Here is a 23,118-nt window from a genome sequence, read left to right on the forward strand (position 1 = left end):
GTTGGCCTGGCGTGAGGGGTGGTCGTGAGGACAAAGACTCCTCCGAAATCCCTACGGAAGTACCGGGGAAGTTACGTAACTCGGTACGGAGATCGGCGTCCGCGACGTCCCATCGAGCAAGCCTTCGCTCAGGGTAGGTCGAGGGTTTTCCGCACGGCGCGGTACTGCAGCGCCGGGCCGTAGTAGCTGAGAGGCTCCCACGGCAGGCGGTTCGGCACGCTCGTGCTGCTGACCTCGGCGAGGTGGCGGCGTGCCCGGTCGTGGTCCCCGGCGAGGTACAGGGCGGCGCCGTACAGATGATGGGCCTCGGGCGTGCGCACATGCGGTCGAAGATTGGCGATCCAATCGTCGGCGTGCTGGGTGATCTGGTTCCGAACGGACCGCGACCCGAAGTAGAGGTACGGGTCTACCTCCTTGTCGATCATCACCTCGAGATGGGCGGCGACCAGGATCGCGCCAAGTGGTTCGCCGGGCGGAGCGGCGCCTGCCGCGGAGGTGGCGAACTCGAGTACCTCGTCGTTGCTGCCCTGCCATTTGGCGCACAGCACCTGCACGCGGGAGAAGTGGCTGGCGTAGTGGACACTGTTTCGGGAATGCAGCTCGTGCCACACGTCGTCGAGCTCGGCACGGTCCACCTGGAGACCGAGACCGCGCCACTGCAGCTGATCCCACGGTGTCGGGTCGTCCGGCCGAAGCTCGGCCGCCCGGACCAGTGGGTCGTACACACCGCCGAGCAGGAACCAGAAGCTCTCGAACTGCTCGCGGCTGACGTCGGCCGCCATCGCGCCCGTGCGGACCTGCCACGCTTGCTTGATGCGGGTTGCGCCGAGCAGGAGCGCGAGGTCGGCGTCGTCGGGTCGCTCGGTGGACAGCCGGGCCAGTGCGTCCACGTTGCCGATCGCCTGTTTGGACAGTCGGCCCACGCGCAGCGCCCTGAGCTCGTGGTCGCCCTGGGCACCCGCCAGCAGACGCCGACCGGCCTCGATGTCCCCGGCCCGAACCTTTTCCTCGACAGGCGGCAACTCGGGGTCGTGCCAGGCCGTGTCCTCACGGAGATTGTTGGATCGCAGGGCTCGGATGATCCGGCCGATCGTGCGTAACATGGAAACCTCGCCGAGTGTCAGGTGCGCTTGAGGCGGGCAAGAAGGCGGTCCCACGAGCCGACGTGTGCGGGGCGGGGTATCTCGCCGGCCGGCCGCGGAGGTCGAGAAAGGACGACGGCCTGCGGCACGCCACGGTCGAGAAGATCGGACACCAGGTGCCCTTCGCGCCACATCGTCGGTTCAACTCGCAGGTGCAGTCCGTCCCGGCCGATCAGATGCCGCGCGCCGTCCGGCCAGGACTGCATCGCCTCGCACTGATCGAACCTGACGGTCATGAAGGCCAATCCCTCGACCAGGCTGATCCCGGTGGGACCGACGCACAGCCGCGCCCTGCTGTCATTGCCGGGTCCGATCGTCCGCTGCCCGCGAGGTGTGGACGACTTCGCGGCGAGAAAGACACGCCCATCCACCACCGCGTCCGATGTCGACGGTGCGGGAGAGTAGCGACCGCCCGGTGGCCGGTGGCCGGACGGCACCATCAACAGCATGTCGTCACGGGCCTCGACAGAAGCCGCGGTCAGCTGCTCCCGGGTCAGTTCGTCGATCTCGGCCAGGAGGTCCGCAAAGCTTGGCGACGCGGCGCCGACCAGCTCGTCATGTGCGGCGCCCACCACCCAGCCGGCGGCGGCGTCGGGTTCCCTCATCGGCGCTCTGAGCAGGTCGGCGACCTCCGCGACCTCCCGCGCGGCAGGCGGCTCCTCGGCCAGCCGATCGACGGTCTCGACGAAGCCGTCGACCAGCCTGGCGTGCACTGCCTCCAGCCCGTCCACGAAAGCCGTGATCTGAGCCATCTGCCCGTCTCGCCGCTCGTAGGAAGCGACCGGGCTGTAGCTGATGCCCTCGGCCACCCGCAGTCGCTCGTACAGGCGGCGTCGCAACAGTTCGGTGTACGCCGAAGCCGCGATGGACCGGCGGACCACGCTGCTGGCGGCCACGCCGTCGATGAGCGACGGGAAGTACGCCGGGGTCCGCGGCAACGTGCTGGATGGCCGCGGTGGCGGCACACGCGGCCCGTCGGGCAGATCAAGCCGCAGGCTCGTGGGAGGCTCGCCGCCGATCAGCCACAACACCGCGTTGCCTCGGGTGAACCACCGGCTCGCCCACCGCCGCAGCTCCTCGGGATCATGGTGGCCGACACCGAGCTCTTCGTAGCCGCCCAGGCCGTAGGTGGCCGCGCCGTACCGCCAGATCGCCAACGCCGAGGCGACGTCCCGCCCGCCCGCACGATTCGCCTCGGTCAGCAGTACCTGGTTCTCCAACTCCATCCGGTCGGTCGGCAGACGACACAGGGCCCGGCAGACTCCGGCGAGGAAGCAGGCGACGTCCCGATCGGACCCGCGCGTGACGAACGTCGTGGTCGTAGCGTCAACCGCGCCGTTGACATGATCAGGACGATGCCCCATCTCGTGCAGGGCAAGATGCTCGACCAGGTGCGTGATACCCGTCGCGCCAGTCGCTCGTCGGCATGGCCGACCCGAAAGACGAGACCGGCCTTGAACTCACCGTCGTGCCGCGACCAGAACGTCGGCACCCCGTCGACCTCGGTCCGCCCCCATTCCACCCCAGTGCCCTTCCTTCGACCACCGAACGACACGATGGCACCCCAGTGTTCCCCCCGACAGCACGTATCCTAGCGAGCCCGGGCGGTCGAATCCCTGGCATGAGAAAGGTTCTGGGCCCCAAGCCACGAACCATCCCAACCAAACAGCGACTGGCCGCCGCCACGCTCTGAACACTTGGCAAATCAGACGGTGAACCGGCCGCCGTTGCTCAGCAGGACCGCCCCGACGACGTTGGAGGCACCCGGCGACGCGAGATAGCAGATGTTGTCGGCGAGCTCCTCGGCCGAGGCGTAGCCCAGTACCCCGGACTCGGCCATGGCCGTCCGCACCGCGGCGGGTGTCCGGCCGGCCATCGGGGTGTCGACCGGACCGGGTGCCACCGTGTTGACCCGGATCCCGAAGGCGATCGCCTCCTTGGCGACGGCCTGGGACAGGGCGTGCACACCGGCCTTGGACGCCGCGTAGTGCGGGTAACCGGTGAGGGTGTCGAAGCTCGCGGACGAGCCGACAGTGACGATCGCCCCCGTGCCCCGGGGCCGCATCGCGCGCACCGCGGCTCGGAGCACGTGGAAGGTGCCGTCGAGGTTGATCGACAGAACCCGGCGCCAGGCCGCGTCGTCAAGGTGGCACAGGACGTCGACCGGCTCGCCAGACTCCTGCGCGTGCAGGATGCGGCTCTTCGCGTCCGGGTCGTCGACCCCGGCGGTGTGCACCAGGACGTCGATGCGGCCGTGCTCGGCGAGCACCGCCTCCACCACGGCATCGACCGCCACCGGATCGGTCACGTCGACCACGTGGGCGTGCCCGCCGACCCGGTCGGCGACCTGGCGCGCACCGAGTTCGTCGCGGTCGGCCACGTGCACGGCGACACAGCCCTCGGCCGCCAGCTGACGGGCCACGGCCGCCCCGATGCCGGAGCCGCCACCGGTCACCAGTGCGACGTGGCCGGCGAACCGCCCCGTCTTCGTCTCGGCACCCGCGGGCGATGGGTTGCCGCTCGCGTGGACCTGGGACATCAGCACTCCTTCGTACTCGGATCGGCCGAACCATGCCTACTCTCAACCTGAATTGAGTTCAAGAGGCCCAGCCAGCGGTGGTCTGAAGTACTGATAACCGCGGTGTTATCGGTAGCGGCGGTATTTCGTTGTTGATCGCCACCGCGTGAGCCAGCAGTCTTGGGGCGTCACAGGATCGGCCGCGGACGTCGCGGCGATCAAGTCTGCTTTTGAGAGGCACCCATGCGGTTCACGGTGGTCGGGATGGCAGTCGCGGCGGAGGAACCCGCCGTGAGCGCGGCTTGGTTCACGAAGCACTTCGGGTTCAAGGTCGGTATCGATCTTGGCTGGTACGTGAACACCCAGCACCCCGATCACTCGAACCTGAGCCTGGACTTCGTCCACAGTGGTCACGAGTCGTGGCCGGCGGCGACCCGAGGGAAGACTGTGGTCGGCACCCTGCTGGCGTTTCTCGTCGCCGATGTGGACGCCGAGTTCGAACGGTTGCGAGCCATGGGGCTGGACGTCGTCATGCCACTGGTGACCGAGCCGTGGGGACAGCGCCGGTTCCAGGTCGCCGGGCCGGACGGGCTGCTGGTCGAGGTGCTGCAGATGGTGGCACCGGACCCGCGGTGGCTGGCCGACAACGGCATGGCCGGATGACCGCGCCCCACGAGTTCCTGACAATGACCCGAACTGGAGGAAGCCATGACCCTGGCGCGTGACTCAACTGTGGAACAGGGCAACCTGACCATGCGCCCGATCACCGGACGCGACGAGCTCGACCTCTTCAACCGACTGCCCTACGTCTTCAACGAGGAGTTGGCGGACGACCTCGCAGGCGGCCGTCGCCGGCCGGAGTGGATGTGGGTCGCCCTGCGTGGTGACCATCTGCTGGCCAGGGTCGCCTGGTGGGGGCGGCCCGACAACGACCAACCGTTGATCCTGGACGTGTTCGACCTCGACGACAGCAGCGCGGACCGGGTGGACATCGGCTTGGCGCTGTTGCGGAGGGCCATGGCCGCGGTGGTCCCGGCGGGCACCCGTCCGCCCGAGTACAGCCGTTGCGTACCACCGGATTGGCGCGAGGGCGGGGCGACCGGGCAGGTCGTCGAGGACCGCATGGTCGTCCTGGAACAGACCGGCGCCCGGCTGTCGATCGAACGGCTGCGTCTGCAGTGGCATCCCGGGACGCCGATCCCGGAGCCGACCGGACGGCTGCGGTTCCGGGCGGTGGGCGACACCGAGGAACTCCTCGCCATGATGACTCGGGCGCTGGAGGGGACGCTGGACGAGCACAGCCGCGACGACCTGACCCGGATGTCCGCCCGCGAGGCGGCGGTCAAACACTACGAGGAGGAGTTCGCGCGCTACCGCAGCCCGCGGGACTGGTGGCAGGTGGCGACGCTGCCGGACGGCGAGCCGGTGGGGTTCGTCATCCCGGCCCGCAACGACTACAACCCTCTCATCGCCTACCTCGCCGTACTGCCCGAACACCGCGGCAACGGCTACATCGACGAGATCCTCGCCGAAGGCACCCGGCTTCTCAGCACGCAGGACGTCCCACGCATCCGCGCCGCCACCGATCTCGGCAACATCCCCATGGCGAAAGCCTTCCAGCGCGCCGGATACGTCAACTTCGAACGCACGATCAACATGACCTGGCACTGATCCAGCCATCGGGTGGGAGGCCGCGAAGAACCTCCCACCCACTCGGCGTCACCCGGGACGTCGTGCCACCCGACGACTCGCCACACGGGCCGCCTGCTGGCTCTGCGCCTGGATGTCACGGACCGTGCGGCGGTCTTCGACGTCGTCGCACAGGCGGTCGACCGCTTCGGCAGGCTCGACATCGTCGTGAACAACGCCGGCGCGCTCTTCGCCGGAATGGTGGAGTTCACCGAAGCGCAGGCCCGCGCGCAGCCGGACCTCAACTTCTTCGGCGCGCTGTGGGTCAGCCAGGCCGTCCTGCCCACCTGCGGACACACGGGCGCATCGTGCAGATCTCCAGCATCGGTGCGCTGGGCGGAGAAGGCCGTGCCCGCCCCGAACTGACCGGCTGTGCCGTCATTCAGGTGTCTTAGAGGTCGAGTGGCCCGATGTCGCGGATGGTCCTGGCGAGGGCACGGATGAGATCGTTCTCGGACTCGGCGAGCCACACCAGTCCGTACGACAACGCGTCGATGTCCCGGACGGGTAGGTAGGCGATGTCGGGTCGTGCTCCGTACCGGGTCATGTGGCCGGGGAAGAGGGTGACGACTTCTCCGGTGCTGGTCAGGATGAGGGCCTGGTCTCCGTTGTGTACGACTGGACCGCGTTCGATCTGGCGTCCCTCGCGGGTGTGGGACGGGACGTAACTGTCGACCCAGTAGGCCGGGGCCACCGCGATGTCGGGGTGCTGGAAGTCGCTGACGACCTCCAGCGAGATCGAGGTGTACCGGGTGAGCTCGTGATCGGTGGGAACGGCCAGCACCCGTGGTTCGCTGAACAGGACCGGCCCGACGGTGACGTCGGGTTCCTCGACGGGCAGCCACGTGATCAGGACATCGATGTTGCCTCGGCGTAGTTCGCCGAACGGGTCGTTGGCGAGCGCCTGCTGGAACCGTAGCCGCCACTGAGGATGGTTGGCGCGGAACGTGTCCCAGTAGGAGCGCACGTCGTGGAGGTTGATGGGCAGGGTGCCGACGCGGAGTACCGCGTCGATGCCCTGGCCGGCGAGGCGGGCTCGTTCGAGGCTGTCGCGTAGTCCCGCGTAGACGGGTCGGAGGTCGTCGCGGAGTTGTCGGCCGACGGAGGTCAGCTGGATCTGGCGGCGGTTGGCGCGGTCGAACAGTGGGACGCCGATGCGCCGTTCCTGCTGGCTGATCGCCTGGCTGACACGGGCCTGGGAGACGTGCAGCCGCTCGGCGGTGCGTCCGAAGTGGAGTTCCTCGGCGAGGGTCAGGAAGATCTCGATGTCCCGCAGCTCCACCGGTCTCCTCCTTCGTCAGCTCGTCGTGTCACGTGTCGCTCCGATGTCCGCGTCTCGGGCCGCCTCGGCGAAGGCGTGCACCAGCGGGTTTCCGGCGCTGGTGCGCCAGACCAGGGCCCACTGACACGGTGGGGCGTCGCGGATGGGAATGTAGACGATGTTGGGCCATGGGTAGAACTGGGCGGCCTCGACGGCGACCGCGGTGACGGCCTGGCCCGCGGCCACCGCCGTCATCTCCTCGTGCCAGGTGGACACCTTCTGACCACGGGGGACCGGGCGTCCCGCGGGGGTGTGGAAGGGGTTGAAGGTCTCCTCCATGTAGTCGGGAACCGCGGTGCCGGCCAGGACGGTGCAGTCGCCGAAGTCCTCCAGACACACTGATTCGCGTTCGGCGAGTGGGTGTTTGGCGTCGACCATGAGCAGTACCGCGGAGGAGTGGGTCACCGGGCCGACGGTGAGGTCGGGGTCGCGGACTGGTAGCCAGACCAGTCCGATGTCCACCTCCCCCGAGTGGATTGGTTCGAGGGGCGCGGTCGGCTGGATCTCCCGGTAGTGCAGCCGCACGGCTGGGTTCTGGTTTGGAACAGGTCGATGACCTGGTTGATCGCCCAGGGTTGCGGTCCCATGCTGCCGAGGGTCAGGTGGCCGTGATGTCCGCTCGCGGCGGCGGTCGCCGCGGCGACGCCCGTCATGATCTGCTGGTATCCGGCGCTCAGGTCCCGGTGGAGTTGCTCACCGATCGGGGTGAGGCGTACTCGGCGGCTGGTGCGGTGGAACAGCGGCGCGCCGATGCGCCGTTCCTGCGCCTTGATCGCCTGGCTGACCCTGGCCTGGGAGATGTGCAGTCGTTCGGCGGTGCGTCCGAAGTGGAGTTCCTCGGCGAGGATCAGGAAGATCTCGATGTCCCGCAGTTCCACCCGTGCCCCCATCGCCTCATAACCACCATGTTATCGATGGGCCGGTGAAGTTGGCGTTGATCCGTTCGGTGCGTCGCGGGAGGGTTGGCGTAGCACCAACCCGGCCCTGGGGAAGGAACCAATCATGCGAGCACGGATGAAGAACCCTGCTCTCGTGCTGCCCGACGGGATGACGGGCATCGGCTCGATCCTGCGGGCCGTCCACTTTGGTGGGATTGCCGAAGGGCTGCGGGAGATCGTCGGCCTGCGGGTCAGCCAGATCAACGGGTGTTCCGCGTGCGTGCACACACACAGCCAGAACCTGGTCAAGGCCGGGGAGAGTGCGGAGCGAATAGCGGGCGTTGGCGCGTGGCGGGAGGCGCCGTTCTTCACCGGCGCGGAGCGGGCGGCGCTGGCGCTGACCGAGATGGTCACCCGGCTGGCCGACCGGTCCGGCGAGGCGGTGCCCGACGAGCTGTGGGACGAGGTGGCCGACCACTTCGACGAACGGCAGATCTCGGCACTGATCCTGTTGATCGGTGTGACCAATCTGGTCAATCGACTCAATGCCGCCGTCCGCGAGCCCGCGAGCAGCGCATGGGGCTGAGCATGAACGGCAGACTCGACATGACCTCGATGTACGCGATGCACGACGCTCTGCGGCGAGAGCTGGTGCAGCTTGCCCGGGTCACCACACGCGTCGACGGAGATCCCTACCGCGTTCTGCATACCGCCGCCGGTTGGGCCCTGTTCACCACGTGCCTGCGGGTCCACCACAGCGCCGAGGACGACACGCTGTGGCCGGCGCTGCGCCGCACCCTGGCCGACCGGCCGGACGAGTTGGCGCTGCTGGAGGCGATCGAGGCCGAACACGCCGCCATCGCCGATGTCGTCGCGATGATCGAGGACCTCCTGACCACTCCGGAGACCGGCCTGGACCGGTTGGGAGATCTCACCGACTCGCTGGCCACCGGTTTGGCCGGGCACCTGAAGCATGAGGAGGACCAGGCGCTGCCGCTGGTCCAGGCCTTCACCACCCCTGCGCAGTGGGCCCATTTCGGAGAGGTCCACGCCCAGCGGATCGCCCCGGACATCGCCCGCGTCCTGCCGTGGCTGCTGGACGGCGCGACCGAGCAGACAGCGGCGACCGTGCTCGCGGTACTGCCCGCGTCCGGCCGCACCGAGTACACCACCCGGTGGCGACCGGCCTTCGCGGCCCTGGACCGCTGGAGCCCGAACACCGCCTGACCGCGAGCGGTCACCCACTACCGCGCCGACGAGCGGCGCGGTCACCTCGTCGCGCCGTGATCCGCGGCGAAACACCAGAAAGTGATGGAGGAGACATGGGTTCACGAACACCCGACCCGGTGGTGCCGGTTCCCGAACCGCGGGAGACGACCGGCGTGTTGGTCAAGGCCGAGGGCAACGGGTTGGCGCGACCACGGCCGCCCTGATGGAGCCAGGTCCATGCGTTTACCAGCGTCAGCAAACAACCAGCACAGGAGCAAAGCACGATGCGGAAGTTCGACACCCCCAACCCGATCGCCGTCTTCCTTGACATCCCCGCGGGGCGCGTCCGGTTCGTCGCCGCCGACCAGGCCGACACCACGGTCGAGGTCCTACCCGAGGACGCCGACAAGGGCCGCGATGTGAAGGTGGCGGAGCAGACGACGGTCGAATACGGCGACGGCGTGCTGCGGATCGAGGCCCATGCGAAGAACCAGATCCTCGGCCCCTCCGGTTCCGTCCAGGTGACGGTCCAGCTGCCCACCGGTTCCCGCGTCGAGGCGAAGGCGGCCAGCGTCGAACTCCGGGGCGTCGGCCGGTTCGGCGAGGTCACCTTCGAGGCTTCGCACGGCTCGATCAATCTCGACGAGGCCGCGAGCGTCCGCCTCACCACCGACGCCGGTGACGTGTCGGTGGGGCGTCTGGGCGGCCCCGCGGAGATCAGCACCGGAAAGGGCGACATCCGGATCGCCGAGGCCGTGCGCGGCACGGTCGTGCTGCGCACCCAGGCCGGCGACGTGTCGGCGCCGCCGCCGGAGTTTCCGCCGCCCTGGACGCCGGCACCACGTACGGCCGGATCGACAACACGCTCAAGAACACCGACGGCACCGCCGAACTGAACATCCACGCGACCACCGCCTCCGGCGACATCACCGCCCGCAGCCTCTGAGGAAGACGAAACGAGTGAGCACCATTCAGGACTACCAGGCCGCGGAACAACTCCTGCGCCGACCCGCTCGCCCCGACTGCGCGAGCAACCACGGCCACGGTCGTCCCGTCGTTGTCGTGGCGAGTGGTCCTCCTTGTGCGGAGTGACAACCGAACGGGCCCCAGCGCGGTCACGCACTGGGGTCCGTCCGCCGTGGCTGTTAGTTCCACGACCTACGTCCGCCGACCGCCCTATCTCGACAGTATGAGCCGCGACCCCGCACCGGTCAGCGACATCCGCGACGCCCGCGTCCTGGTCAAACTCGGCGACTCCGTCACCACCGACCACATCTCCCCCGCCGGCGCCATCCCGCCCGGCGTACCGGCCGGCCGGTACCTGTGCTCCCTCGGGGTCCGGGAGCTGAACACCTACGCCTCCCGCCGAGGCAACCACGAGGTCATGATGCGTGGCACCTTCGCCAACGTCCGGCTCCGCAACCAGCTCGCACCCGGCACCGAAGGCGGCTACACGCGGGCCCCCGACGGCACCATCACCACGATCTATGACGCCGCCACCGCCTACCGCGACGCAGGCGTGCCACTGATCGTCCTCGCCGGCAAGGAATACGGCACCGGCTCCTCCCGCGACTGGGCCGCCAAAGGACCCGCACTGCTGGGCGTCCGTGCCGTCATCGCCGAGTCGTTCGAACGCATCCACCGCTCCAACCTCATCGGCATGGGCATCCTCCCCCTCGAGTTCCTCCCCGGTCAGAACGCCGACACCCTCGGCCTCACCGGCGACGAACCAGTCACCGTCACCGGCCTGACCGCCCTCCCCGACCGGGTCACCGCGCGGGCGGCCGACACCGAGTTCGAGCTCATCGTCCGACTCGACACCACCCGGGAAGCCGCCTACTACCAGCACGGCGGAATCATGAACTACGTCCTCCGCGATCTGCTGACCTGAGACCAAGATCCGGTCCCTGCTGGCGGGTGGTTCGGCGGCTACGCGGTGACTGCCTGCGCTACCAGCGACTCGGGACAGATCTGTTCGACGCGGTCGCGCCGGGTGTACATGTCCCAGTAGTGCTCGGCGAGGTCGTCCGGGTCGACGGTGGGAATCTCGACACCGCCGGGCAGCTCCGCAGGGATATCGGGCTGGGCGGCGGCCTCGGCCAGTTCGCTGCCGCCGACGGAGGCGATGGCCAGGGTGCCCGCGTAGACGCCGGTTCCGGCCAGTTCGCCGTTGAGGGAGGACAGGTAGTTGCGAGCAGCCGACATCACGGCCCGACGCCGCTGAGATACGGGATCGGCCGCACCGCGGAGTAGCCGTGGGTGAGCAGGATGGCGACCATCGCTCCCCGCAAGGTGCGCCTGGTCCAGTGCAAACGGCAGGACATGCCCGCCGACATGGGGATTCCATGTCGGCGGGCTGGAGCATCGGGGTCAGGGTTTGTCGGTCACCGCGACCAGGTACTCCCATTCGCTGCGAAGGGTGTCTCTCGCGGAGACGTTCGACGCCGTGGCGAGGGTGATCATGTCCTCGCGGAGGGCGCGTTGGGCCACCTCGTCCAGGCGGGCCGCCGCGGCGTGGGTCGGGCCGTAGTGGGTGAGGAAGAAGTCGGCGAAGTGCTCCTCGGACGGGAAGCGCTGGGTGACCGTCGTCGTGGTCGTCGAGACCGCGTGGCCGGCCAGGAGTGAACGCACGGCCTCCTCGTCGCCCCAGCGGGTGGGGGGTAGGGCCCCCGCTGGGGGCGGCGCGTGCCGGGAGACGGTCTTCAGCAACTGGCCGACGAAGCCGGCCGGTGTCCAGCTCGCGATCGCGATGCGGCCGCCCGGCCGGCACACCCGCACGAGTTCGTCGGCGGCGCGCTGGTGGTCCGCGGTGAACATGACGCCGATGGCCGAGAACACGTAGTCGAAGCTGTCGTCCTCGAACGGCAGGTTCTCCGCGTCGGCCACCAGGAAGTCGATGTCCAGGTCCTCGGCGGCCGCGCGCCGGCGCGCGGCGTCGACCAGGTCGGGGACGTAGTCGATGCCGGTGACGTCGCAGAACCGGCGGGCGGCGGCGATCGCGACGTGCCCGGTGCCGGTCGCCACGTCCAGCACCCGCGCGCCGGGGCGGAGGTCGGCGGCCTCGACGAGGGTCTCGGCCAGCGGGACGGTGACCCAGGCGATCCTGCCGTAGTCGCCGCTGCTCCACACCTTGTGCTGCTTGGTCTTGATCTCGTCGAACGAAAGGGCGGTACTCATTGTGTTACTTCCTTCTTGTCGTGCCTTTCTGGCATCGGATAGGGAGAGATGATCCGCAGGTAGGAGTCGGGGACGCCGTGGTCGCGGACGCGGTCGGCGTCGCGGCGCCCCGTGATCGTGCGGAAGAGCTCGTGGCGGTCGGCGGTGACCGTGGCGCCCGGCGAACCGTGGCCCAGCACCCACTCCCGCCCCTCGCCGCGCAACCGCAGCGCGGGCAGCCCACGGGCGACGATCCGGGCGTGCAGCCACTGCCGGTACATCGCGAACCCGAACCGCGCCACGGGCGACGACGGATCCGGCGGCAGGTCGAGCGCCTCGCGCAGGTCGTCGAGGTGCACTGACAGGTCCGCGGCGGCCGCGGCGACGAGCCAGGCCGGCGTGTCGGCCGCGGCCCCGGTGCCGCGCCGCAGCATGCCGACCAGCGCACTGCTGTGCTCGTCGAACTCGCGCAGCAGGGCCGGGACGTCGAGTCCGGCACGTGCGGCGACCTGGCCTGCGGTCCAGCGGTCTCGTGCCGCGGCGAGACGGGGATCGCGCCAGGCGTCCATCGCGTCCGCGAAGTACGTGCCGCGCACGGAGTCCTCGGCGATGCCGGTCAGGTGGGCCACGAGGTCCTTGACCGTCCACTCCGGACACGCGGGTACCACGGTCCCGAGCATGACCGGATCGAGGTCCTCGACCAGGGACCGCACCTGGCGCCGCCCGTCCTCGTACGCGCCGGCGGCGCCCCAGCGGGCGACCCGGTCCGGCGTGAACACCTCCGACGGGCGGCGCCGCTTGGTGAACGTGTCCAGGAAGCCCTGCCCCGCGACGGGATCGGCCGCGAGCCCGGCGTAGTGGGTGGTCGCCGCGGTGGTACCGAAGCGGGCCAGCCGGTAGGAGAAGTCGTAGTGCTCGGCGGCCCGGGAGTCGCGCCACCGCTGGTAGCCGCCGAGATCGTCGCCGTCGCTCAACGCCGCGGCGAGGTACCACGCCTGCTGCACGGCGTCCCCGATGCCCTGCGCGGTGACGGGGTGCTTGAAGTGGCCCGCGTCGCCGAGCAGCGCCCAGCCGGGACCCGCCGCCTGGCGGTAATAGCCGCGCATCATCGTCTCGGGCACCACGATCAGCGGCGAGATCCGCGACGCGTCGTCGAGCAGCCTCGGGTTGAACACCGCGGGGAACTGCCGCAGCCCGTCGCGGTAGCGCTGCTCGCGGACCTCGGCGGAGCCACGCGTGATCTCCGGTGGTCCGGCGACCGAAAGCAGGTGGATGCCGTCCTCGCACGGCACCGACATCAGCGCCGCCCGCTCGTGCATGTCGATGTGGCACCACTCGGACGCGGGCAACCCGCGCCAGTACGCCATGAGGAAGGCCATCTCGCCCCGGCTTTCCCGCGACGCGGGCAGGTGCAGGCGCCGTGCGACCGTCGACATGCGACCGTCCGCGCCGAACACCCACCGCGCCTCGACGCGTTCCCCGGTGTCCAGGACGACCCCGCGCACCGGGTCGCTGCCGATCAGGTCGCGCACCTGGTGGCCGAACAGGGTCTGCGCGCCGGCCTCGCGTGCCGTGTCGACCAGCGCGGCGTCCAGCACGATCCGCCGCACGCAGGCGCCGCGGTCGAACCGGCCCACCGGGGTGAAGTCGCCGCCGACCTGGTGCCCGTGCACCCGCCAGCCGAAGTGGACGAACGGGATACGGTGCTCGGCCTGTAGTCGGCGCAGAACGCCGAGCTCGTCCAGACGGTGCAGGGTGTCCGGGAACATCATGTGCGTGGAGACGGTGTCGCTGGGGAACCGGTCACGGTCCACGAGGAGCACGCGCCGCCCGGCCCTGGCCAGCAGGGTCGCGAGGGTCGCTCCCGCGACGCGGGCCCCAACGATGATCGCGTCGTATCGCTCGCTCATCGCACACCAACCTTCGCGCGGACCTGGGGGGCCACGGTGATCCCGACCGACAGCAGCAGCAGGATGGCCAGGACGGCGCCGAGCCCGGACCACCCGGCCAGGGTGAGGCCGAGGCCGCCCAGCGCGCTGCCGCCGAAGTACCCGAACTGCACGGCGGCCGCACGCACGCTCATCGCCTGCAAGGGAGCGGCGCCGAGGTCGAGCCCGAGGGAGCTGCCGGCCATCATCCGCATCCCGGCGATCAACGCGGTCAGGGTGAACAGCGCGACCGACACCCCGAAGGAGGGCCGGACCGAGCCGAGCAGCAATGCCGCGGCGGACAGGGCCGGACTCGTGGTCAGCACCAGGCGGTGCGCGGCCACCGCAACCCAGCGCCGGGCGACGAGAGTGCCCACGATGTACGCGGCCGCGCCAGCGCCCAGTGCCGCCCCGGCCGTGGTGACCGACACCCCGTGGGCGTCGGTGACCAGGCTCCCGGTGTAGACGAGGACGCCCGCCCAGCCGGCGAAGGCCAGCAGCTCCGCGGCGGCCCAGCGTGCCACGCCGGGCCGCCGCAGTGGCGAGCCGACGGCGGCCGGTTCTGGTTCGTCGCGCCCGCGGGCACGGACCCCGGTGAGCGCGACCGCGCTGGCCACGAGAGGGAGCAACCAGATCAGCCGCCAGCTGTGTGCGCCGAGTACGCCGACGATCGGCATACCCACGACCCATGCGGCGGGCTGACCGTTCAGTGCCCAGGCCAGCACAGTGGCGCGCTCGCCGTCCTCGGCCCACCGCGCGGGCGCGGCCAGGCCGGCGGCGAGGACCAACGCCATGCCGGCGCCGAGGATGACCTGCGCGGTGGCGAGAACCTCGAAGGTCGGCGCGACCGCGCTGGCCACGGACGCGATCGCGATCGACGTGAGCCCGGCGGCCAGTAGGTCGCGCAGGTTCCAGCGACGCCGGCCGGCGAGCAGGCCGAGCGCCACGAGCGCGGCGACAGCGCCGGAGACCGACCGGAGCTGGCCGGCGGCCGCGGTCGAGACCCCGAAGTCCCGGGCGACGTCGGACAGCACCGGGGTCAGGACGAGGAGGCCGGACTGTCCGGCGAACAGGCACCCGAACAGGGTGGCGGTGGGAGACTTCATCGTGAGTCCGTTGTTGCTACTGGTCATGGCGTTCACGATCGGCGGCCGGTGTTGAAGATCCGTGCAAGTGCCGTTAAAGCAGGTCGCGCCACCGGCCAGCGGCGCCGATCTCGTCGAGGACCTCGGCGGCGGCGCGCAGCCTCGGGGCCGGGTCGTCGCTCACCCGTGCCCAGTCGCGCAGGGCCAGCGCCCGCCGCCACGGCAGCCGGAGCTCGGTGAAGACGCGCACCGCGTTCTCGTGGGCGGCATCGGACTCGCCAGGCCGCCCACGGGCGGCGGCCAGGGCACCACGAGCGAGTTCGACCGCACCCAGCCGGCCGCGCCAGTCCTCGCCGCCGGCGAGGATCTCGTCGCAGCGGGACAGGTGTTCGGCGGCCGTATCGGCCTCCCCGCCCGTGGCGTGGACGCGAGCCAGCTCGGCCCGGACGAGCAGCTCGGCCGGCACCTGGGGGCCGTCGACAGCGAGGGCCAGGGCCTGCCCGAGTGCGGTGAGCGCGCCGTCCCGATCGTCGAGCAGCAGGCGGGCACCGGCCAGCCAGCACGCGTTGAGCACGGCGTCGTGCCGGTCCCCGGCGGACTCGTCGGCCGCGAGCGCCGCGGCCCACGCCTGTTCCGCGCGTTCCCACTCGCCGTCGAGGAGCAGCAGGAACCGCCTGCTCACGGCATCGGCGGGCAGGGGCTCCGCAGCGCGTAGGGCAACCCGCAGCTCACCCATGGCCGCCGCGGCGAGCACGAGCTGGTCGACGACGGTGTCGTGCGGGAACCTGAACGTGTCGAAGCGGGCCTGGGTCAGGCCGCGGCGGCACCACATCCTGCCCGCGCCGGGATCGAGCAGGTACTCGGTCGCGCACAGTGCGGCCGCGTTCACCGCCCCCCAGCTCAGGTACGCGTCGCCGAGCGCGTGTGCGGCCGCCCACCCCCGCTCGAACGCGGCTGCCGCCTCGGCCAGCTCGCCGCGGTTGAACGCGAACCAGCCGCGACCCCACGCCGCGAGCACGCCGAGGTCTCGCCTGTCCAGCTCCTCGGCCAGCGCCATGGCGTCCGCCGAGGCCGTCCCGAGCAGGTCTGTTCGCAGCCCGTACATGGCCGCCTGGGCGAGGCCCCGGAGCATCTGGAAGTCGGGGCCGCCGTCCTCGCGCAGCCGGCGCGCGGCGGTGAAGTGCTCGATCGCGCGCGGGATGTCCATCACCGAGTGGTGGGTGGACAGCGCACCCCCGATGCGGCCGTGCACCGACGCGGCCGCGCTGTCGTCCTGGGTGTGCTCGAGCGCCGACTCGAGGAGCCGGACGGCGTCGCGGTAGCCGATGCTCGACCTGATCCGGAGCATGGCCGCCCGCACCTCCGCGTCCGCCAGCCGGCCCGGGGGCGCGTTCGCGTTGGTGAGCAGGCCGACCGCGGCCTCGGCGTGGGCGATGGCCGCGTCCCACGCGTAGAGCCGCCGTGCCTCGTCGGCGGCCCGGAGGCTGATTTCCGCCGCCTGCACGGGATCCGCCGCTGGGCCGGCGGCGCGCAGGTGCACCGCCGCGGTGACCACGTCGCTCGACCGCTCCGACTCCAGCAGCGCCGTCGCGGCCCGCACGTGGAGGCGTCGGCGTCGCGGGACGGGCAGGTCGGCGTACACCGCGTCGCGCATCAGGTCGTGGGGGAACGCGTAGCTGACCGTCCACGAGCTGCCCGACACCACGAGGAAGCCAGCGCCGACCGCGTCCTCGACCGCGTCGATCAGGTCGTCCTCCGACTCGTCGGCGAGCCGCAGCAGCAAGGAGAACTCCACCTCACGGCCGAGCACCGCGGCGCGGCCGACGACGTCCTGGGTCCGCTCCGGCAGGCCGCGCAGCCGGTGCCGCAGGATGTCCCGCACACCGGCGGGCACCGGCCAGCCGTGGCCGCCCAGCTCCCCACGGGAGTCGAGGTCGCGGACGACTTCCGTGGCGTAGAGCGGGTTTCCGCCGGTGTTGTGCCACAGCTGCCGGACGAACCCCTCGGGCGGATCGGTGGCGATCAGCTCGGCCACCAGCGCCCCGAGGTCCTCTTCGGACAGTGGGCGCAGGTCGAGCCGCTCCGCGACGCCGCGTCCCCCGATCTCGGCGAGCAGCTCCAGCAGCGGGCCGTGCCTGCCGCCGGGCGGGTCGCGGAAGCACACAGCGACGAGCACGTGCCCGGGCAGGTGTCTGATCAGGTGCCCGAGCAGCAGCGCGCTCGCCCGGTCGACGCGTTCGGCCTCCTCCACCACCACGGCCACCGGGGCGAGGGCCGCGAGCCGCGCGAGCACCCACCCGACCGCGCCGAACACGGCCTCCCGGTCCTCGGCCCGTGCGTCGGCCCGTGACTCGGCCGGCAGGTCGAGCAGGGCGGCTAGCCGGTCCCGGACGGCCTCGGGCGCGCCGGCGAGCACGGCCGCGGCGTCCACACTGGACCGCAGCGCGTCGGCGACCGGCTGGTAGGGCACCGCCGTCGCGTGATCGCAGCGCCCGACCAGGACCACCGCCGGGTCCGCGGCGACGAGGTGGGCGAACTCGGCGACGAGCCGGGTCTTGCCGACCCCGGCCTCGCCGGAGACCACCACGACCCGCCGGTCGCCGTCGCGAACCGCCCGCCACAGGTCCAGCAGCCGGCCGAGCTCCGCGGACCGTCCCACGAGCCGCACCCGACGGGCCACGGACAGCAACGCGTCCGGCGGGGCGACCGCCGGAGTGCCCGCGGGACGCGCGGCATGGTCCGCGCGCGGTGCGAGCGTGGGGTCGTGGCGCAGGATCGCGGTCTCCAGCTCCGCGAGCGCCGGTCCCGGGTCCAGTCCGAGCTCGTCGGCGAGCCGCTGCCGCGCCGCGGCGTACACCGTGAGCGCGTCCACCTGCCTGCCCGACCGGTACAGCGCGAGCATCAGCTGGCCACAGAAGCGTTCCCGGTAAGGGTGGTCCGCGACCAGCGCCTCGAGCTCGGAGATCACCTCCTGGTGCCGGCCCAGCGCGAGATCGGCCTCGATCCGGCCCTCCAGGGCCACCAGGCGTAGCTCGTCGAGCCGGGCGGTCTCGGCCGCGGCGAACTCGGGGTACCCGAGGTCCTCCAGCACCGGCCCGCGCCACTGGGCGAGCGCTTCCCGCAGCAGGCCCGCCGCCCGCTGCGGGTCACCGAGGCCGAGGGACTCCTGCCCCAGCCCGGCGGTCCGCTCGAACCGGTACGCGTCGACCTGCTCGGGGGCCAGTCGCAGCCGGTAGCCCGGGCGCTCGGTGACGAGCGCCTCCGCGTACGCCAGTAGCCGCTTGCGCAGGTGGGACACGTGGGTGCGCAACGTGACCTCGGCGGCGGCCGGTGGCGTCGGACCCCAGAGCGCGTCGATCAGCCGCCCGGCCGGGACGACCCTGCCGAGGTTCAGTGCCAGCACGGCGATGAGCTCACGCTGCTTCGGGCCGCCGAGGTCGAGCTGGACTCCGTCGGCCACCGCCTCGAGCGGGCCGAGGATGCCGAGCCGCAGTCCGGGCGTCACCAGTGAAAAGTACGCGTTCGGAACCGGAAACGGCGTGCTCGGTCGCGGAGTGCGTGTCGCAGGTGGACGCAGTGGAATGCCCGAACCACAAGGATTCTCGTCGCCGGTGGCGGTGGCCTGGCGCTCGCGCAGGCGCTGCACCACGCCGGGCTCGAGGTCGTCTACGAGCAGGACCCGACACCCCGCACCCGGAACCAGGGCTACCGGATCCATCTCGACCCGACCGGCAACGCGGCCCAGATGTTCGCGGCGACCTGATCAGCCTCCTGCCGGCCGTGAGCTGAACTCAAGTCGATTCGTGGATCTAGCTCAACCATCCACATGACATGGCGTGCTTCGGACACATGACTGTCCAACTGAGATGAATTCAGTTAACCTACGGCACTGGCGACGTTGCCGCGAAGGAGAACCGCCATGCCGTTCGTGCTCATCCATGGCGCCACGTTGGGCGCAAACTGCTGGGACACACTCACCCCGCTGCTCGACGACGAGGTCCTCGCCGTCGACCTGCCTGGCCGCGGCGGCCGAGCGGAGACCGACCTCCGTACCGTCACCCTCGCGGACTGCGCCAAGGCCGTGGTCGCCGACATCGAGCGACACGACCTCACCGACGTCGTCCTGGTCGGCCACTCCTTCGGCGGCGTCACGGTGCCGCTGGTGATGACCCTGATACCCGAACGGATCCGGCACGTTGTGCTGTTGTCCGCCGTCGTCCCCGAGGACCGCACCCGCGTGCTCGACCAGATCGACCCGGACGTCCGGACCGCGGTCGAAGCCGCCATCGCTGGCGGCATCTACTCGGTCGGCGAAGAGGCAGCGCGAGCGATGCTGTGCAACGACGCCGACAACGACCAGTCCGCGTTCATCCTCGACCGTGTCGTCGACGACGCCGCCGCACTACTGACCGAAACCGTGGACCTGAGCGGCTACCGGCTACCCATCCCCCGCACCTACATCCACCTGTCCAACGACCACTGCTATCCCCCGGAACTGCAGACCAAGTCCGCCGAACGCATCGGCGCGGGCGTCGTCACGATCGACGCGGGGCACATGGCGATGGTGACCGTGCCGGACAAGATCGCCACGATCATGAACGGTCTCTGAGACACGACACGCGGGCGTGAACACAGGGACGGAAGTCCCGGTTGTCGAGGACCGTCGGACCGCAGCGACGGCCGGCGGGCACGACGCATGCTGTTGGTGGCCAAGGAGGAAAGCGATGAGCCACCAGAAGGTCAAGAACGTCATGAGCACCGATGTCGCCACTGTGCGCGAGGGCACTCCGTTCAAGGACGTGGTCCGCGCACTGTCCCAGCGGGACGTGAGTGCCGTGCCGGTCGTCGACGACGACCGGCGTGTGCTGGGCGTGGTGTCGGAGGCGGACCTGCTGATCAAGCAGGGGACACAGGAAATCGAGTTCACCCGCTCACTGGCGAGTTGGTGGCGAGGCAGGCGCAACATCCGCCGCGCCGTCGCGGTCACCGCCGGCCAGCTGATGAGTAAGCCCGCGATCACGGTGCCGGACAACGCAACCGTGGCAGGCGCGGCCCGGCTGATGACCCAGCACAACGTGAAACGCCTGCCAGTCATCGACCCCGACGGCAAGCTGGTCGGCATCGTCAGCCGCAGGGACGTGCTGACCGTGTTCCTCCGCAAGGACGAGGACATCCGAGACGACATCGTCGAACGGGTCTTCGAACACGGCATCGGCATCGCGGTCAACCCGGCCACGATCAGTGTCGAGGTCCGGGACGGCGAGGTCACCCTCACCGGACAGCTCGCTCTGAGAAGCCAGCTGTCCCTGGTCGAGGACATGACCCGCCACATCGACGGCGTGGTCGACGTCATCGCCTCGCTGACCTACCGCCACGACGACACCCACGAACACATCCCCGAAGGCATGACGGTCGACATCACCCGACCGCCCCGCGTCCAGTCATGACCACCACCAAGCCGGACCACAACACGATGCTCGCCGCGATCGAACTCGCCAACCGCGCACCGTCGGTGTGATCGGTGACAACTCGGCGCACCTGATCGCCGACGCACCCATCAGCTGGCGGCGACCGACCCCGAGGGCAGGGACCTGCTGTCGCGCTCGCCGGCACGATCCCCCGACGCCGCACGGACCGCCGCCGCTTCACCTCCTGGGGAGGTGCCGGCCGACCACCTCGACGTCATGGTCCGCGAAGCAGCCCAAGCCGGTGCACTGCTGGTGCCGGTCACCGACAGCGCCACCCGGTGGCAGCTCACCCGCGCCATCGATCTCGCGGCAACGCAAGCAGGCAGCCAACCCCGACTACCAGGTGGAGCTGGCCGCGTGGAGCGGGCGCGGCTACGCCGCCCAGGACGGCCTACTCAACGCCAGCACTCCCGTCGCACCGGTGCGGCACGACGACACCGCGATGCGCGCCTTCCCCCGAGGGTCGCTCGCCAACGCACCGACCGGCCGGGGCGAGCAGGACGGCGGTGAGCTGCTCGTGCTCGCCACCCAGCAGGACGACCCGGTATCGCTGCTGCGTGCAGGTGAAGCGGCTAGTGCCGCGCTGCTGACGGCCACCGACCTCGGGCTCGCGACCTGCCCGCTGTCGCAACCGCTCGAGATCACCGACACCCGCGCCACCATCCGCGACCAGGTCCTCGACGGCACCACCCACCCCCACCTGATCCTGCGCGTCGGCTGGGGCGCCCATCTCGGCGCCCCCGCTGCCGCACAGCCCTGTTCGCCGGACCGAGGACACCGTCGACTACCTGCCGGGCACCCTCAGAAGGGCGTGACCATCCACATCACCGCCCCCGGTGATCGCCGGCCGCGACGACTTCGTGTTCCCGTCTGTGGACGACGCGGCTCGTCGCCCATCCCTGGACAGTCGGGTCAGCTCAGGGGTCCGGCAGGCGTGGCCATTCCGGCCCCTTCGAGCGCGGTGGCGGCGACGGCACGCATGCGGCGAAGCAGCCTGGTCGTCACCGGGCGCACGCGCGGATGCTCGCCACCGTTTGCCGCGGCCTCGTCCTGCCAGCGCTTCTGCCGCGCCGCGAACGTCGCCGGATCGGCCAGCTCAGCGCAGTCGAGGGTGTCGTGGTCGATGTCCACGGTGATCGTGTCGCCGTCCTCGATCAGGGCGATCGGGCCGCCCAGTGCCGCCTCCGGCCCGACGTGACCGATGACCAGGCCGACCGAACCACCGGAGAAGCGTGCGTCGGTCATCAGCGCGACGGCGATGCCCTTCTGGCGGCACAGGGCGGTGATGCGGGAGGTCGGGTCCAGCATCTCGGGCATACCGGGCGCGCCACGCGGGCCCTCGTAGCGGATGACGACCATGTCCTGGTCGGTGAACACGTCCGGGGTGTCGATGAGCGCCGCCAGCAGGTCCTGCTCGCTGTCGAACACCCGTGCCCGCCCGACGAAGCGGTTGTCCACGAGGCCGGCCTCGACACCGGCCAGCTTGATCACCGCGCCACCGTTCGGGGCGATGTTGCCCGCGAGCAGGCGAAGTCCACCCGTCGGTTTGAAGGGGCCCGCCACGCCGAAGACGACCTCACCGTCCGGCGCTGGCGGGTCGAGCCGGGCGATCTGCTCGGACAGCGTCTCGCCCGTGCAGGTCAGGGTCGAGCCGTCGAGGACGCCGTGGCCGAGGAGTTCCTTGACGATCACCGGCAGGCCACCGACCGCGTCGATGTCGACCATGCTGTACTTCCCGAACGGACGGGCGTTGACCAGCACCGGCACGTCCCGGGAGAGCTTGTTGAACTCCTGCTGGGACATGACCTCGGTCCAGAAGTCGATCCCGGCACCGCGAGCGATCTCCGGTGCGTGCAGGACGACGTTGGTCGAGCCGCCCATCGCGATGGCCACGATCGTGGCGTTGCGGAACGCGGCCGGGGTGGCCAGGTCACGGGGAGTGATCCCCCGCTGGGTCATGATCTCCAGGCAGTCCACGAGCTGCTCGGGGAACACCTCGACCCGCCGCGGGTCCTCCGACGCCGGCGACACCATGTGCAGCGGCTCCAGCCCCAGCATCGCGATGAACGACTGCATGGTGTTGTACGTGAACATGCCCCCGCAGCTGCCGTACCCGGGACAGGCGTTACGCGCCCAGCGCTCACGCTTCTCGGTGTCCGGGTCGCCCGCGACCTGGAAGCAGCTGACCAGGTCGATCGTCTCGCCGGTCAGCGGGTCCGTGCCAGGGCGGATGGAGCCGTCGGAGAGCACGACCGCCGGGACGTTGCGCTCCAGGACCGCCGCGGTGGTGCCGACCGGCGGCTTGTCACACGCCACCACCGCGATCACACCCCGAATGTCGCTGCCCTCGAAGTGCAGCGACAGGCCGTCGTTGGTGGTCTCCCGGCCGATCAACGAGTAGCGCATCTGCGGCGTGCCGTTGCGCTGGCCGTCGGAGATCCCGCCCGAGTAGTTGGGCGCCAGCAGCCGCACCGGCAGGTCACGCTCGGCGATCCGGCGGCCCATGGCCGCCTGGATGGCCTCGACCTTCTCGTTCACGCCGATGTAGCAGACGCTGTCACCCAGCGTCCCGACCACACCCCACGGCATCCCGTGGATTTTGTCGACGTCCTGCCCCAACACCCGCGCCGTGGCCACCGCCTGACAGTCCTGACCAGGCCGCCACACCTCCTGGCCGCTCGACTCGCTCATCCACCCATCCCCTCGTCCGGTACCGTCGCCAGC

The 23,118-nt window shown here is 70.6% G+C and carries 22 protein-coding genes and 1 pseudogene; 9 read left to right on the plus strand and 14 right to left on the minus strand.

Annotated features, from left to right (window positions below):
- Nucleotides 1-128: 128 nt before the first annotated feature.
- The 3 genes from VF106_RS40485 to VF106_RS40495 form a co-directional block, all read right to left on the minus strand.
- A complete protein-coding gene (locus VF106_RS40485) occupies nt 129-1,103 on the minus strand; it encodes a hypothetical protein (RefSeq protein ID WP_330845312.1) in 975 nt (324 codons plus the stop codon).
- Nucleotides 1,104-1,120: 17 nt separating this feature from the next.
- Nucleotides 1,121-2,506, minus strand: a complete 1,386-nt coding sequence (locus tag VF106_RS40490; protein ID WP_330845313.1) for a hypothetical protein — start codon at nt 2,504-2,506, stop codon at nt 1,121-1,123.
- 341 nt (nt 2,507-2,847) lie between these two features.
- A complete protein-coding gene (locus VF106_RS40495; protein ID WP_330845314.1) occupies nt 2,848-3,681 on the minus strand; it encodes an SDR family NAD(P)-dependent oxidoreductase in 834 nt (277 codons plus the stop codon).
- A 243-nt stretch (nt 3,682-3,924) separates the two neighbouring features.
- Between VF106_RS40495 and VF106_RS40500 the strand changes: the two genes are divergently transcribed.
- From VF106_RS40500 to VF106_RS40510, 3 genes are read left to right on the plus strand one after another with little or no spacing between them, the layout of a single operon-like run.
- Entirely contained in the window at nt 3,925-4,323 is a 399-nt protein-coding gene (locus VF106_RS40500; protein WP_330845315.1) for a VOC family protein, read from the plus strand.
- Between the two features lie 45 nt (nt 4,324-4,368).
- On the plus strand, nt 4,369-5,331 hold the full coding sequence (locus VF106_RS40505) for a GNAT family N-acetyltransferase (protein ID WP_330845316.1): 963 nt from the start codon (nt 4,369-4,371) through the stop codon (nt 5,329-5,331).
- Nucleotides 5,332-5,343: 12 nt separating this feature from the next.
- Nucleotides 5,344-5,715 (plus strand): SDR family NAD(P)-dependent oxidoreductase, encoded by a 372-nt coding sequence (locus tag VF106_RS40510; RefSeq protein ID WP_330845317.1) that lies wholly within the window; start codon nt 5,344-5,346, stop codon nt 5,713-5,715.
- A gap of 25 nt (nt 5,716-5,740) precedes the next feature.
- Here VF106_RS40510 and VF106_RS40515 read toward each other — a convergent pair whose 3' ends face one another.
- From VF106_RS40515 to VF106_RS40525, 3 genes are read right to left on the minus strand one after another with little or no spacing between them, the layout of a single operon-like run.
- Nucleotides 5,741-6,631, minus strand: a complete 891-nt coding sequence (locus VF106_RS40515; RefSeq protein ID WP_330845318.1) for a LysR family transcriptional regulator — start codon at nt 6,629-6,631, stop codon at nt 5,741-5,743.
- 15 nt (nt 6,632-6,646) lie between these two features.
- On the minus strand, nt 6,647-7,189 hold the full coding sequence (locus VF106_RS40520) for a LysR substrate-binding domain-containing protein (protein ID WP_330845366.1): 543 nt from the start codon (nt 7,187-7,189) through the stop codon (nt 6,647-6,649).
- Nucleotides 7,072-7,560, minus strand: a complete 489-nt coding sequence (locus VF106_RS40525) for a LysR family transcriptional regulator (RefSeq protein ID WP_330845319.1) — start codon at nt 7,558-7,560, stop codon at nt 7,072-7,074. The genes VF106_RS40520 and VF106_RS40525 overlap by 118 nt, the downstream gene beginning before the upstream one ends.
- Nucleotides 7,561-7,672: 112 nt before the next feature.
- Between VF106_RS40525 and VF106_RS40530 the strand changes: the two genes are divergently transcribed.
- The 4 genes and pseudogenes from VF106_RS40530 to VF106_RS40545 all read left to right on the plus strand — a co-directional run.
- Nucleotides 7,673-8,134, plus strand: coding sequence for a carboxymuconolactone decarboxylase family protein (locus tag VF106_RS40530; protein ID WP_330845320.1), 462 nt, complete (start codon nt 7,673-7,675; stop codon nt 8,132-8,134).
- 2 nt (nt 8,135-8,136) lie between these two features.
- Nucleotides 8,137-8,775: a hemerythrin domain-containing protein gene (locus VF106_RS40535; RefSeq protein ID WP_330845321.1), complete on the plus strand. Its 639-nt coding sequence runs from the start codon at nt 8,137-8,139 to the stop codon at nt 8,773-8,775.
- A gap of 266 nt (nt 8,776-9,041) precedes the next feature.
- Nucleotides 9,042-9,653, plus strand: a complete 612-nt coding sequence (locus VF106_RS40540) for a DUF4097 family beta strand repeat-containing protein (protein WP_330845322.1) — start codon at nt 9,042-9,044, stop codon at nt 9,651-9,653.
- 257 nt (nt 9,654-9,910) lie between these two features.
- Nucleotides 9,911-10,648, plus strand: a pseudogene (locus VF106_RS40545) (aconitate hydratase); the annotation flags it as partial.
- A 38-nt stretch (nt 10,649-10,686) separates the two neighbouring features.
- Here VF106_RS40545 and VF106_RS40550 read toward each other — a convergent pair.
- The 6 genes from VF106_RS40550 to VF106_RS40575 are packed head-to-tail and all read right to left on the minus strand — an operon-like array spanning nt 10,687 to nt 18,431.
- A complete protein-coding gene (locus tag VF106_RS40550) occupies nt 10,687-10,965 on the minus strand; it encodes a hypothetical protein (protein WP_330845323.1) in 279 nt (92 codons plus the stop codon).
- Nucleotides 10,962-11,093 (minus strand): hypothetical protein, encoded by a 132-nt coding sequence (locus tag VF106_RS40555; RefSeq protein WP_330845324.1) that lies wholly within the window; start codon nt 11,091-11,093, stop codon nt 10,962-10,964. The genes VF106_RS40550 and VF106_RS40555 overlap by 4 nt, the downstream gene beginning before the upstream one ends.
- Nucleotides 11,094-11,127: 34 nt before the next feature.
- A complete protein-coding gene (locus VF106_RS40560) occupies nt 11,128-11,934 on the minus strand; it encodes a class I SAM-dependent methyltransferase (protein ID WP_330845325.1) in 807 nt (268 codons plus the stop codon).
- The gene (locus VF106_RS40565) at nt 11,931-13,823 is read right to left on the minus strand and encodes an FAD-dependent monooxygenase (protein WP_330845326.1); all 1,893 of its coding nucleotides are present in this window, start codon (nt 13,821-13,823) and stop codon (nt 11,931-11,933) included. Before VF106_RS40565 ends, VF106_RS40560 begins: the two co-directional genes overlap by 4 nt.
- Nucleotides 13,820-14,974, minus strand: coding sequence for an MFS transporter (locus VF106_RS40570; protein WP_330845327.1), 1,155 nt, complete (start codon nt 14,972-14,974; stop codon nt 13,820-13,822). Before VF106_RS40570 ends, VF106_RS40565 begins: the two co-directional genes overlap by 4 nt.
- 46 nt (nt 14,975-15,020) lie before the next feature.
- On the minus strand, nt 15,021-18,431 hold the full coding sequence (locus VF106_RS40575; RefSeq protein ID WP_330845328.1) for an ATP-binding protein: 3,411 nt from the start codon (nt 18,429-18,431) through the stop codon (nt 15,021-15,023).
- Nucleotides 18,432-18,845: 414 nt separating this feature from the next.
- Here VF106_RS40575 and VF106_RS40580 point away from each other — a divergent pair, with 414 nt between their 5' ends.
- Together VF106_RS40580 and VF106_RS40585 are read left to right on the plus strand one after the other, a co-directional pair.
- Nucleotides 18,846-19,535, plus strand: coding sequence for an alpha/beta fold hydrolase (locus VF106_RS40580; RefSeq protein ID WP_330845329.1), 690 nt, complete (start codon nt 18,846-18,848; stop codon nt 19,533-19,535).
- A 115-nt stretch (nt 19,536-19,650) separates the two neighbouring features.
- Entirely contained in the window at nt 19,651-20,373 is a 723-nt protein-coding gene (locus VF106_RS40585) for a CBS domain-containing protein (protein ID WP_330845330.1), read from the plus strand.
- Nucleotides 20,374-20,785: 412 nt separating this feature from the next.
- Here the strand turns inward: VF106_RS40585 and VF106_RS40590 are convergent, their stop codons facing one another.
- Both VF106_RS40590 and VF106_RS40595 read right to left on the minus strand, forming a co-directional pair.
- Nucleotides 20,786-21,124 carry a hypothetical protein gene (locus tag VF106_RS40590; protein WP_330845331.1) on the minus strand — a complete coding sequence of 113 codons (339 nt, stop codon included), beginning with the start codon at nt 21,122-21,124 and terminating at the stop codon, nt 20,786-20,788.
- A gap of 182 nt (nt 21,125-21,306) precedes the next feature.
- Nucleotides 21,307-23,085 (minus strand): dihydroxy-acid dehydratase domain-containing protein, encoded by a 1,779-nt coding sequence (locus VF106_RS40595; protein WP_330845332.1) that lies wholly within the window; start codon nt 23,083-23,085, stop codon nt 21,307-21,309.
- Nucleotides 23,086-23,118 lie beyond the last annotated feature (33 nt).

It is taken from the genome of Actinophytocola sp., assembly GCF_036378875.1.
Lineage (GTDB): Bacteria > Actinomycetota > Actinomycetes > Mycobacteriales > Pseudonocardiaceae > Actinophytocola.